Annotated in this window: 13 protein-coding genes; 1 reads left to right on the top strand and 12 read right to left on the bottom strand. The window is 61.4% G+C overall.

The window, feature by feature from the left end:
• Positions 1 to 174: 174 nt before the first annotated feature.
• The 8 genes from murB to ACZZ0K_RS04735 form a co-directional block, all read right to left on the bottom strand.
• Positions 175 to 1194: a UDP-N-acetylmuramate dehydrogenase gene (gene murB, locus ACZZ0K_RS04770; protein ID WP_258707066.1), complete on the bottom strand. Its 1020-nt coding sequence runs from the start codon at positions 1192 to 1194 to the stop codon at positions 175 to 177.
• Positions 1191 to 1655 carry a low molecular weight protein-tyrosine-phosphatase gene (locus tag ACZZ0K_RS04765; protein ID WP_076563814.1) on the bottom strand — a complete coding sequence of 155 codons (465 nt, stop codon included), beginning with the start codon at positions 1653 to 1655 and terminating at the stop codon, positions 1191 to 1193. Before ACZZ0K_RS04765 ends, murB begins: the two co-directional genes overlap by 4 nt.
• The gene (gene kdsB / locus ACZZ0K_RS04760; RefSeq protein ID WP_041479456.1) at positions 1655 to 2419 is read right to left on the bottom strand and encodes a 3-deoxy-manno-octulosonate cytidylyltransferase; all 765 of its coding nucleotides are present in this window, start codon (positions 2417 to 2419) and stop codon (positions 1655 to 1657) included. Before kdsB ends, ACZZ0K_RS04765 begins: the two co-directional genes overlap by 1 nt.
• Positions 2416 to 2601, bottom strand: coding sequence for a Trm112 family protein (locus ACZZ0K_RS04755; protein WP_258707067.1), 186 nt, complete (start codon positions 2599 to 2601; stop codon positions 2416 to 2418). The genes kdsB and ACZZ0K_RS04755 overlap by 4 nt, the downstream gene beginning before the upstream one ends.
• A 23-nt stretch (positions 2602 to 2624) precedes the next feature.
• Entirely contained in the window at positions 2625 to 3635 is a 1011-nt protein-coding gene (gene lpxK, locus ACZZ0K_RS04750) for a tetraacyldisaccharide 4'-kinase (RefSeq protein ID WP_258707068.1), read from the bottom strand.
• Complete coding sequence (locus tag ACZZ0K_RS04745) at positions 3635 to 4063, bottom strand: ExbD/TolR family protein (RefSeq protein WP_041479458.1); 429 nt, start codon at positions 4061 to 4063, stop codon at positions 3635 to 3637. The genes lpxK and ACZZ0K_RS04745 overlap by 1 nt, the downstream gene beginning before the upstream one ends.
• Positions 4060 to 4695, bottom strand: coding sequence for a MotA/TolQ/ExbB proton channel family protein (locus ACZZ0K_RS04740; RefSeq protein WP_016771007.1), 636 nt, complete (start codon positions 4693 to 4695; stop codon positions 4060 to 4062). The genes ACZZ0K_RS04745 and ACZZ0K_RS04740 overlap by 4 nt, the downstream gene beginning before the upstream one ends.
• 101 nt (positions 4696 to 4796) lie before the next feature.
• The gene (locus ACZZ0K_RS04735) at positions 4797 to 7031 is read right to left on the bottom strand and encodes a DNA internalization-related competence protein ComEC/Rec2 (RefSeq protein WP_258707069.1); all 2235 of its coding nucleotides are present in this window, start codon (positions 7029 to 7031) and stop codon (positions 4797 to 4799) included.
• A gap of 136 nt (positions 7032 to 7167) precedes the next feature.
• Between ACZZ0K_RS04735 and ACZZ0K_RS04730 the strand changes: the two genes are divergently transcribed.
• Entirely contained in the window at positions 7168 to 7686 is a 519-nt protein-coding gene (locus tag ACZZ0K_RS04730) for a DUF2062 domain-containing protein (RefSeq protein ID WP_039760200.1), read from the top strand.
• 139 nt (positions 7687 to 7825) lie between these two features.
• On the opposite strand, the gene ACZZ0K_RS04725 is transcribed toward ACZZ0K_RS04730, so the two are convergent.
• From ACZZ0K_RS04725 to ACZZ0K_RS04710, 4 genes are all read right to left on the bottom strand, one after another.
• Entirely contained in the window at positions 7826 to 8605 is a 780-nt protein-coding gene (locus tag ACZZ0K_RS04725) for an ABC transporter permease (protein WP_056788203.1), read from the bottom strand.
• The gene (locus ACZZ0K_RS04720; RefSeq protein ID WP_076563818.1) at positions 8602 to 9534 is read right to left on the bottom strand and encodes an ABC transporter ATP-binding protein; all 933 of its coding nucleotides are present in this window, start codon (positions 9532 to 9534) and stop codon (positions 8602 to 8604) included. The genes ACZZ0K_RS04725 and ACZZ0K_RS04720 overlap by 4 nt, the downstream gene beginning before the upstream one ends.
• Before the next feature lie 133 nt (positions 9535 to 9667).
• On the bottom strand, positions 9668 to 10291 hold the full coding sequence (locus tag ACZZ0K_RS04715; protein WP_258707070.1) for a glutathione S-transferase family protein: 624 nt from the start codon (positions 10289 to 10291) through the stop codon (positions 9668 to 9670).
• Between the two features lie 43 nt (positions 10292 to 10334).
• The gene (locus ACZZ0K_RS04710) at positions 10335 to 10994 is read right to left on the bottom strand and encodes a transglutaminase-like domain-containing protein (protein ID WP_258707071.1); all 660 of its coding nucleotides are present in this window, start codon (positions 10992 to 10994) and stop codon (positions 10335 to 10337) included.
• Between the last annotated feature and the right edge of the window lie 64 nt (positions 10995 to 11058).

The following is an 11058-nucleotide window of genomic DNA, read 5'->3' as shown; positions in this document are numbered from 1 at the left end:
AGATCGACTCAGGCTAATCAGGCTCTCTTGCGCCGACGGGAACGTCTGCACCGGGCCTTTGGGTGGAGCAAATGGTTGGTATCGTTAGCTCGCTAAGTTAACCCAGCATTAACAAAAAAGCCCTGCACTTTTTCATCAGTGCAGGGCTTTTGATGGCGTCAGGCAAGCGTAGCCTCAATACCGATTGGGCTCCATTTCCAGTTCGACATGAAACCGTTCGGCGATGTCTTTCTGGATACGTTGCGCCAGGTCGAGCAGTTGCAAGCCGGTGGCCGTGCCGTAGTTGACCAGCACCAGCGCCTGCAACTTGTGCACGCCGGCATCGCCATCGCGAAAACCCTTCCAGCCGGCGCGTTCGATCAGCCAGCCAGCGGCCAGTTTCATCTGCCCGTCCGCTTGCGGGTAAGCCACCAGATCCGGGTGCTGCGTTTTGATCTGCGTGACCACAGCGGCGGGCACCAGCGGATTTTTGAAGAAGCTGCCGGCATTGCCGAGCACCGCCGGGTCCGGCAGTTTTTCGCTGCGGATGCTGCAGATGGCGCGGCTGACGTCGGTGGGCGTTGGCTGCTCGATGCCCTGCTCGCTCAGGCGCTGGCGCACCGGACCGTATTCCAGATGCAGGTGCGCGGCGCGATCAAGCGTGAAGCGTACCCGCAGGATCAGCCAACGTCCCGGCTGCTGCTTGAACAGGCTGTCGCGGTAGCCGAAGTTGCAGTCTTCCAGACTGAAATCACGCAGTTCGCCGCTCTCGCGGTCCAGCGCGGTCAGGCCGGCAAACACGTCCTTGATCTCGACACCATAGGCACCGATATTCTGCATCGGAGCGGCGCCGACGGTGCCAGGGATCAGGCTGAGGTTTTCCAGCCCGGCCAAACCCTGGGCCAGCGTGTATTGCACGAACGGGTGCCAAGGCTCGCCCGCTTCGGCTTCTATCACCACGCGATTGCCATCATCGCTGAGCAGGCGGATGCCGCGCGTGACCATGCGCAGCACCAACGCCGGAATATCCGCCGTCAGCAGCAAGTTGCTACCGCCGCCGATCACCAGCAACGGCACGTCATGGGACGCGGCACAGGCCAGCGCTTCGCGGACATCGTCATCGTTGTGGGCTTCGGCAAACAGCTGCGCGCGCACATCGACGCCGAACGTATTGAAGGCCTGCAACGATACTTGCGGTTGCACCTGCAAACTCATAAACGGCCCTTCACTTCGATCAGCAACTGGTCGCAGGCCGCTTCGATCAGATCGAGCACCTGCTCGAAACCCTGATCGCCGTCGTAATACGGGTCCGGCACTTCATCGACCAGCCCGGCATAACGACGCAGGAACAGATCCAGCTCGGCCCTGCCGGTGGATGGCTGCAAAGCCTTGAGGTTGCGCAGGTTGCTGTTGTCCATGGCGAGGATCAGGTCGTAGCTGGCGAAGTCGGCCCGACTGACCTGCTGCGCGCGTTGCGTCGACAGGTCATAACCGCGCAGTTTCGCCGCCGCCTGGCTGCGCTTGTCCGGCGGGTTGCCGACGTGCCAGTCACCGGTGCCGGCGGAGGCCACTTCGACCACATCCGCCAGCCCGGCTTCACGCAACTTGTGGCGCAACACGCCTTCGGCGGTGGGCGAACGGCAGATGTTGCCCAAACACACAAACAGAACGCGCATCAGGCCCCCAGCAGGCGACGAACCCGCTCAAGGTCTTCGACGGTGTCGACACCGGTCGGCGGCGCGATCAGCGCGTCGGCAACATGAATGCGCACGCCGTGCCACAGGGCACGCAGTTGCTCGAGGGATTCGGTATTTTCCAGCCAGCACGGCCCCCAGCTCACGAAGTCGTGGAGGAACCCGGCGCGATAGGCATAAATACCGATGTGGCGACGATAGGGCACGCCTTCCGGCAGCTGCTCGCGGCTCTTGGCAAATGCATCGCGTGCCCATGGCAAGGTTGCACGACTGAACGTCAGGGCCAGACCGTTGATATCGCTGGAAACCTTCACAACGTTCGGGTTGAACAGGGTTTCCACGTCTTCGATCGGCTCGGCCAGCGTGGCCATGCGCGCTTCGGTATGGGCAGCAAGGTTGGCGGCGACCTGGTCGATCACGCTTGGCGGAATCAGCGGCTCATCGCCCTGGACGTTGACCACGATCGCATCAGGCGCAAGACCGAGTTTCGCTGCGACCTCGGCCAGACGATCGGTGCCGGAATTGTGATCTTCACGGGTCAGCACCACTTCGGCGCCAAAGCTTTTGCACGCCTCGACGATGCGCGCATCGTCAGTCGCGACAACCACACGGCTGGCGCTGCTTTTGCTCGCCTGCTCCCAGACATGCTGGATCATCGGCTTGCCGGCAATATCCAGCAACGGCTTGCCCGGCAGACGGGTCGAGGCGAACCGCGACGGGATGACAACGGTGAAGGCTGTGGTCATTTATCCAGGCGCTCGTCGATGGTCAGGGTGCGCGCTTCGCTTTCCAGCATCACCGGGATGCCGTCGCGGATCGGGTACGCCAGGCCGGCGCCCTTGCTGATCAGTTCGGTCTTGTCGGCACTGAGCTTGAGCGGGCCTTTGCACACGGGGCAAGCGAGGATGTCGAGCAGTTTGGTGTCCATGAACATTCCCAGAAATAAAAGAGTTAAGGCAGCAGACGATCCGGCAACAGGCGCATCAGCTGAGTGTCGAACCAGGCCACGAAGGCTGGCGACGGCACGGCATCGACCGCCAGATACCACCAGTCGGCAGCAGCAAAGGCACGGCACTTCACCGCGTCCTTTTCGGTCATCACCAACGGCAATGACGGGGTGAAATTCAACGCCTGCACGCTGTACTCGGCGTGGTCGGCGAACGCATGGGCGATCGGCCGCCAGTCTAGCGCTTCGAGGGTATTGAAGAAACGTTGCGGATTGCCGATCCCGGCCACCGCGTGCAGCGCTTGCCCCGGCGGGAAATGCTCCAGTGACTGACGTTCGCCGCTGCGCAGATTGACCAGGGCCGTGGGTTGCAGGCGGAAGGCGAAACCATCGTTGCGATCATCAAGGGCACCGTTGAACAGTACGCCATCGACACTTTGCAGGCGCTCGACCGGCTCACGCAACGGCCCGGCCGGCAGACAGCGCTGATTGCCCAGTCCGCGCGCGGCATCGATCAGCACCAGTTCCAGATCCCGCGCGAGGCGATAATGCTGCATGCCGTCGTCAGACAGAATCAGGTCCAGCGGCTCACTGGCAATCAAAGCTTTGACGGCGGCGCTGCGATCAGGATCGATCATCAGCGGCACGCCGGTGCGCTGGACGATCAGCAGCGGCTCGTCACCGGCAATCTCGGCGCTGTGCTCGGCATAGACCCGCCACGGCAGTTGCGGCGGTTTGGCGCCGTAACCGCGACTGACCACGCCGACGCGCAGTCCACGGCGTCGGCAATGTTCGATCAGCCAGAGAATCATCGGCGTCTTGCCGGTGCCACCGACGGTGATATTGCCGACCACGATCAGCGGCACGGGCGATTGGTAGATCTCTCCGTCACCGTCGAGAAAGCGCTGACGCTTGTTGATCACCACGCTGCGATACAGCATTTCCAGCGGCCGCAGCAGCGTCAGGGCCGGATGCCCCTGATACCACGCGGCGAGCAGGCGATCGGACAGGCTCATCAGGATTTCGGCGCCGCCTCGACCGTGGTCATGCGCAGATGGCTGAAACCGAGCTTGCCGGCCGCGTCCATGGCAGTGATCACCGATTGATGCTGGGCCTTGCCATCGGCACTGATCGACAACGGCATGTTGGTGTCGCCGTTGGATTCTTTCTGCATGGCTTCCATCAGCGTCGGCAGATCATTCTTCGGCAGAATCTTGTTGTTCACCGAGAACACGCCTTCGGCACTGATCGCGACGTCCAGCTGTTTGACCTGCTGATCTTCGGCGGGCGAACCGCTGACCGCTTCCGGCAGATCCACGCGCAGCTGGGTTTCCCGAGTGAAAGTGGTAGTGACCACGAAAAACAGCAGCAGGATAAACACCACGTCGATCAACGACGCGAGGTTGATGTCCACGGTTTCCCGGGGCTTGCGACGGAATTTCACGCTTTGCCCTCGGCCAGATCGACATCACGGTCGCCCTGCACCACTTCCACCAGTTTGATCGCTTCCTGCTCCATACCGACCACCAGCTCGTCGATACGACGTTGCAGGAAGCGGTGGAAGAACACCGCCGGAATACCGACCATCAGGCCCGCTGCGGTCGTGATCAGCGCTTTGGAAATACCGCCGGCCAGCACCGAGGCATTGGTGGTCATGCCAGAGCCGGTGAAGGCACTGAAAATGTCGATCATGCCCAGCACGGTGCCGAGCAGGCCGAGCAGCGGCGCCATGGCGGCGATGGTGCCGAGGGCGTTGATGTAGCGTTCGAGTTCATGAATGACCCGCGCGGCGGCCTCTTCGATGCACTCTTTCATGATCTCGCGACCATGCTTGGAATTGGCCAGGCCTGCGGCGAGGATTTCCCCCAGCGGCGAGTTGGCGCGCAATTCCTTGAGTTTTTCCTTGTTGAGCTGCTTGTCCTTGATCCAGACCCAGACCTGACCCAGCAGATGCTCGGGGGTGACGCGACTGGCGCGCAGTGTCCACAGGCGCTCGGCGACGATCGCCATGGCCGCGATGGAACTCAGAATGATCGGCAACATCATCCAGCCGCCGGATTTGACCAATTCCCACACAGTGACAGTCCCCTCGAAAAAGTGCGCCACTTTACCATACCGATCTGCGATTAAGACCCGCCGCCCCGACGACCGTCAGATGGCAACCATGCTGGCACCGATCAACGACCGGGCGCCGGCGGGTTGCGCCAGAAACGACGCTGCTGACGCATCGACCACGGCGGCTTGAAACTGCCCAGTTGCAGATGAATGGCACCGTGCTCGGCGCTGTCGTAGATGCGCAGACCTTGCTTGCGGTAGCGCACCAGCACGGTTGGATGCGGATGACCGAAGGAGTTGCCGTGGCCACGGGAGATCAGTACCGCTTCGGGCTGCAAGGCTTTGAGCAGAGCCATCGATGATGAACTGCGACTGCCGTGATGTGGCGATTGCAGCCACTGCGTCGGCACGGCCAGTGGGCTGTCGAGCAGAACGCGCTCGGCGTGAATGTCGATGTCGCCGGTGAGCAGCAGGCGTTCACCGTTGGCTTCGATCTGCAATACACAGGAGCGCTGGTTGCTGTCATCGGCCGCCGACCATTGCCAGAGCTGGAACTGCACGCCATCCCACTGCCACTGTTCGCCACTCGCGCAGGCTTCGGCGTTCAGCTCCGGCGGCAGGTTCGGCGGATCGCCGCTGACCACGCGGCGCACGTTCAATCCACGCATGACCGCCCGGGCGCCGCCAGCGTGATCGGCGTCAGCGTGGCTGAGCAGCATCAAGTCGAGCGCTTGCACATTGAGTTTACGTAACGCTGGCAATACCACTCGCTCGCCGAGATCGAACTCGCCGAAACGCGGGCCGGCGTCATAGAGAAGCGCGTGATGGCGGGTGCGAACAAGGATGGCCAAGCCTTGGCCGACGTCGAGTTGCCAGACATCCGCTCGCCTTTCTTCTATTCGCTCTTGAGGCGGCCATATCAAAAGCAACAGCAGCGGCCAGCCCAACGGACGCATTGGCACGCCACGGGGCAACAGCAATAAAATCGCGCCAAGGCTGCCCAGGACCAACGCCCACAATGGAATGGCGGCCGGTATCCACGCCGGCCATTGCCCGGCAATCAGCGCCAGCCCGATAAACAGCCAGTCGATCAAACCACCGGCCAGCCACAACAGTCCTTCGCCAACATAAGGCACGGGCAGCAATAGCGTGCCGAGCAATGCCGGCGGCAGCACCACGAGGCTGACCCACGGAACGGCCAGCAGATTGGCTACAGGCCCGCTGACGCTGATGGGCAAGCTCAGCGCCAGCAACACCGGACACAAGCCGATCGCGATCAGCCACTGCGCGCGGGTCCAGGTCTGCCACCAGCGCCAGGCCCCCAGCCGACCGCCAAAGGTGAAGATCAACACTGCCACCGCCGCGAAGGACAGCCAGAAACCCGGACGCAAACTGGCCAGCGGATCGAACAACAGCACGCCATTGAACGCCAGCAATAACGGCCACCACGCGCCGAGATGGCGAAAACGCAGCCGCCACAGCAGCACCAGCGCCACCATCACGCAGGCGCGCTGCACCGGCACATCGAACCCGGCGAGCAAGCCGTAACCCAGCGCCGCCGCGAATGCCAGGCCACACGCCCACGGCAACCATGGCCAGCGCACCGGCCAGATTCCGAAACGCGCCAGCCCGGCGACCAGCAGATACATCACAGCCGCCAGCAAACCGATGTGCTGTCCGGAGATCACCAGCAAATGCACGGTGCCGGTGTCTTGCAGAATCTGCCAGTCCTCGCGACTCAGCCCCGAACCGTCGCCAAGCACCAGCGCCGCCAGCGCGCCCTCGCGTCCTTGCGCATCCACCGCCAGCAGGCGCTGGCGAACGCCGTCGCGCCATGCATACCGGGCCTCAGCCAGGCGCTGACCATCCTTGATCGTGCCGGTTGCGCCGATCCGTTGCGCCAGCAGCCAGGCCTCGTAGTCGAAGGCGTGCGGGTTGAGTAGGCCACTCGGGCGCTTCAACTTCACCGCCAGTCGCCAGCGCTCGCCGCTGTTGACCGGCGGCCCGGCGTACCAGGCCAGGCGCAGCAGCGATGGCAGTTTTTCGTGGCGTGAGCGCGCATCAGCCAGCTCGAAACGCACCACGCCATCGCTGTGTTGCGGCAAACCGACCACGCGCCCTTCGAGCCAACGGGTTTCGCCGTCGAGGCTCGGTGGCAAGCGGTCATTTAGCGCCCACTGCGCGCCAACGCAGGCCCAGGTAAAGCCAAACAGCAAAAACGCCAATGGAAAGCTGCGAAACGGCAGCAACATCAGCGCCACCATTGGCAGCACCAGCAACCAACCGACCGGCGGCAAGGCCGGCAAAAAAACCGGGGCCAGCAGACCGACTGCCAGCGCCATCATCCCTGTGCGCATATGCCCGTCCTTGAGAGTCCCCCCACTAGGCATAGCCGGTCTGCGGCACCACCGTCGTCAACAATTGTCACAAAGTCTGAATGGGCGGTTCGTAGAATCCAGACATACTTGCCGCCTTAACCGACCGAGAAGCCCTATGCCCCGGCGCTTATTCAAACGTTACATGCCCGACCCGACGAGCATCAGGGAACACAAATCCTTACGCTTTCTCGGCACGTTGCTGCATGACCCTAACCTCTGGCATCTCAACCGCCACTCGGTCGCCCGGGCGATGGCGGTCGGCCTGTTTGCGGCATTCCTGCCGATCCCGGCACAGATGCTGGTAGCGGCGGCATTGGCGGTGATGGTGCGCGGCAATATGCCAATCGCGGTGAGCCTGGTCTGGCTGACCAATCCGATCACCATGCCGGCGGTGTTTTTCTGCACCTACCAGGCCGGGGCGTTCCTGATGGATGTGCCGGCGCGGCATCTGCCGGACGAGTTGACCTGGGAATGGATCAGCGGTGAGCTGTCGACATTGTGGCAGCCGTTTTTATTGGGCTCGGTGGTTGTTGGCCTGGTGCTGGGCGTCCTCGCCTATTTTCTGGTGATGCTGTACTGGCGCTGGTGGGTGGCGCGGCAATGGCGGCGGCGCAAGCAAAGTCGGCAGAAATGAAAGCAAAACGGCCTCCGCGATGGGAGGCCGTTTTTTGTTGTGTCTGGGCTGGCCCCTTCGCGAGCAGGCTCGCTCCCACAGAGAACATCATTCCAATGTGGGAGCGAGCCTGCTCGCGAAGAAAGCGACGCGGTCGGGATCAGGTACGCATCCCGCGCCCGCTCACCAACAACCGCGCACAGCCGAGATACAGCACCACGGTCGCCACCAGCATGAAGGTGATGGCGATGCCTATACGGATATCCGAGACACCAAGGATGCCGTAGCGGAAGGCGTTGACCATGTGCAGCACCGGGTTGGCCAGCGACACGGTCTGCCAGAACGGTGGCAGCAAAGTGATCGAGTAGAACACGCCGCCCAGGTAAGTCAGCGGGGTCAGCACAAAGGTCGGGATGATCGAAATATCATCGAAGTTGCGCGCAAACACCGCGTTGATAAAGCCCAGCAGCGAAAAGATCGTCGCGGTCAGTACCACCACAAGGATGGTCACGCCGAGGTGATGCACCTGCAGATGGGTGAAGAACAGCGACAGGATCGTCACGATCAGACCCACCGCCAGACCGCGCAATACCCCACCAATGGTGAAGCCGATCAGGATCGTGTGCGGTGACACCGGCGAGACCATCAGCTCTTCGATCGAGCGCTGGAACTTGCTGCCGAAGAAACTTGAGACCACGTTGCCGTAGGAGTTGGTGATCACTGACATCATGATCAGACCCGGCACGATGTACTCCATGTAGGTGAAGCCACCCATGTCGCCGATCTGTCGGCCGATCAGGTTGCCGAAAATCACGAAGTACAGAACCATGGTGATCGCCGGCGGCAGCAACGTCTGCGGCCAGATCCGCATGAAGCGTTTGACCTCGCGGTAGACGATGGTTTGCAGCGCGACGAGGTTGGGACCGAACTCGGAACTCATACCGCCACCTTCGACAGATTTTTCTCCACCAGGGACACGAACAACTCCTCGAGGCGATTGGTTTTGTTACGCAGGCTCAGCACTTCGATGTTCTGCTGCGCCAACTGGGTGAACAACGCCGTGATGCCCATGGATTTATCGACCTGCACTTCCAGGGTGTGGCCGTCGAGCAATCGGGCCGGGTAGCCGAGCAATTGCGGCGCAACGTGCAAGTCGTGTTTCAGGTCGAGCAAAAAGGTTTCCACGTGCAACTGGCCCAGCAACTGTTTCATGCTGGTGTTTTCGACGATGGTGCCGTGGTCGATGATGCCGATGTTGCGGCACAGCTGCTCGGCCTCTTCCAGATAATGCGTGGTCAGAATGATGGTGATGCCTTTCTGGTTCAGCTCGGTGAGGAAGGTCCACATCGAACGGCGCAGCTCGATGTCGACGCCCGCAGTCGGTTCATCAAGAATAAGCAGACGCGGTTCGTGCACCAGCGCACGGGCAATCATCAAACGCCGTTTCATGCCGCCGGACAGCGAACGCGATGGCACATCACGCTTGTCCCACAACCCCAGCTGGGTCAGGTACTGCTCGGCGCGTTCCTTGGCGACTTTCGCCGGAATGCCGTAGTAGCCGGCCTGGGTCACGACGATGTCGAAGGTCTTTTCGAACTGGTTGAAGTTGAATTCCTGCGGCACCACGCCGATCGAGCGTTTGAGCGCCGCCGGGTTCTTGTCCAGGTCATGGCCAAAAATATTCACGGTGCCGCTGGTCTTGTTGACCAGGGTCGAGAGAATGCCGATGGTTGTGGATTTGCCGGCGCCGTTGGGGCCGAGCAAGGCGAAAAAATCACCTTCGGCGACGTCCAGATCGATACCACTCAAGGCCTGGAACCCGTTGCCGTAGGTTTTGGTTAGCTGCCGGATGGACAGAGCGGAACTCATATCGGATTTACGCACCAAGAAGGAAGGAAAGAAGTAAATAAGGGCGGACGGCGAGGGAAACAACCGCGGCGCAAGTTCGCAATGGTGCTTGCCGCCGCCGCACAAGTACAGTCAAGTGTGTCGATAGTAATTATCAAGTCAACGCGGTCATGACCGCTTTCTGATAGGCCGGACGCTGTTTCAAGCGTTCATACCACGCCTGCAGATGCGGTTGCGGGGCGCGCTCGATGGGCATTTCGAACCAGGCATAAATGAAGCTGCCCAACGGAATGTCGCCCATGCCGATGTCATTGCCGGAGAGATAAGGCTGGCTGATCAGGGCATGGTCGGCCATGTTCAGCAATTCATCGCATTCCTTGATCGCGGCGTTGATCGCCTTCCAGTCCTGCTTCTCGGAGGGCGTGCGCAGCACACCCCAGAACACCGTGCGAAACTGCCCGGCGAAACTCGACGTGGTCCAGTCCATCCATTTGTCCGCCGTGGCGCGGGCTTGCGCATCCGCCGGATACCAGGCGCTGTCCGGGGCGTGTTTGGCCAGCAGATAGCGAACGATGGCATTGGATTCCCACAGCACGAAACCGTCATCCTCGATCACGGGCACCCGGCCATTGGGGTTCATCGCGCGGTACTCGGGCGTATCGACTACACCGAACGCGCCGCCGGCATCGATGGCCTCGTAAGCCAGGCCCAACTCTTCGGCAGCCCACAAGGGCTTTCTGACGTTCGATGAATTTTTCCGTCCCCAGATCTTCAGCATGACCGCCTCTTTGCAAGTGAGTGGACGGCCAGCATACGCCGGATCAGGTGCGACTCAAATCAGTCTGCATGTCGCCCAACAGCACCGGCAGTTGCTCACTGAACAGATGCGGATAGCACTTTTGCAGGTGCTCGAAGAAGAACGTTTCCGGCACATCGGTGAACTGGCCGTGATCGAGCAGATACTCCATCAACTGCGCGCCGTCACGGTTGAACGGGTGGAAAACGCTGTCATTGATGCCGTCGAACTCCAGCGCTGCGACGTTGAACAACTCGCACAGTTGCTGGTTGAACGCCGGCGTCGCCTTGACCCAGCGGCCGTCGAGAAACAGCTCGGTGTAGCCATGCATGGCGAATACATCGCTTTTCAGCAGCTCGAGCAAACGCGGCGTCGACAAATGATTGCGCACATCGGCCAGACCGATGCGCGCCGGAATCCCGCAATGCCGCGCACAACCGGCGAGCAGCGTAGCTTTCGGCACGCAGTAACTCTCCCCCGCCGCCAGTGCATAACTGCCACACAAAGTTTGCGGATCACGACTGAAGGTGTAGGGGTTGTAGCGCACCGCCTCGCGCACGGCGTAATACAGACTGATCGCCTGCTCACGCGGATCGTTACTGGCGCCGCGATGCTGCTCGGCGAACTCCACCACCGCCGGGTGGTCACTATCGATGAAGCGGCCGGGGCTCAGATACTCGTGCATGGCGGCAATCTCCTGGATGAGTCACGAGTCTAGCGACAGCCTGAGCACAGAGATAACGACGTTT

The sequence above is a fragment of the Pseudomonas sp. AC255 genome (assembly GCF_979258175.1).
The sequence above is the reverse complement of the archived record's forward strand: the minus strand, read 5'-3'. Positions and strand labels throughout refer to the sequence as shown.

Excerpts from the sequence above, each read along its gene's own strand:
- murB (WP_258707066.1), bottom strand. The coding sequence starts at position 1,194 with ATGAGTTTGCAGGTGCAACCGCAAGTATCGTTGCAGGCCTTCAATACG.
- ACZZ0K_RS04765 (WP_076563814.1), bottom strand. The coding sequence starts at position 1,655 with ATGCGCGTTCTGTTTGTGTGTTTGGGCAACATCTGCCGTTCGCCCACC.
- kdsB (WP_041479456.1), bottom strand. The coding sequence starts at position 2,419 with ATGACCACAGCCTTCACCGTTGTCATCCCGTCGCGGTTCGCCTCGACC.
- ACZZ0K_RS04755 (WP_258707067.1), bottom strand. The coding sequence starts at position 2,601 with ATGGACACCAAACTGCTCGACATCCTCGCTTGCCCCGTGTGCAAAGGC.
- lpxK (WP_258707068.1), bottom strand. The coding sequence starts at position 3,635 with ATGAGCCTGTCCGATCGCCTGCTCGCCGCGTGGTATCAGGGGCATCCG.
- ACZZ0K_RS04735 (WP_258707069.1), bottom strand. The coding sequence starts at position 7,031 with ATGCGCACAGGGATGATGGCGCTGGCAGTCGGTCTGCTGGCCCCGGTT.
- ACZZ0K_RS04730 (WP_039760200.1), top strand. The coding sequence starts at position 7,168 with ATGCCCCGGCGCTTATTCAAACGTTACATGCCCGACCCGACGAGCATC.
- ACZZ0K_RS04725 (WP_056788203.1), bottom strand. The coding sequence starts at position 8,605 with ATGAGTTCCGAGTTCGGTCCCAACCTCGTCGCGCTGCAAACCATCGTC.
- ACZZ0K_RS04720 (WP_076563818.1), bottom strand. The coding sequence starts at position 9,534 with ATGAGTTCCGCTCTGTCCATCCGGCAGCTAACCAAAACCTACGGCAAC.
- ACZZ0K_RS04715 (WP_258707070.1), bottom strand. The coding sequence starts at position 10,291 with ATGCTGAAGATCTGGGGACGGAAAAATTCATCGAACGTCAGAAAGCCC.
- ACZZ0K_RS04710 (WP_258707071.1), bottom strand. The coding sequence starts at position 10,994 with ATGCACGAGTATCTGAGCCCCGGCCGCTTCATCGATAGTGACCACCCG.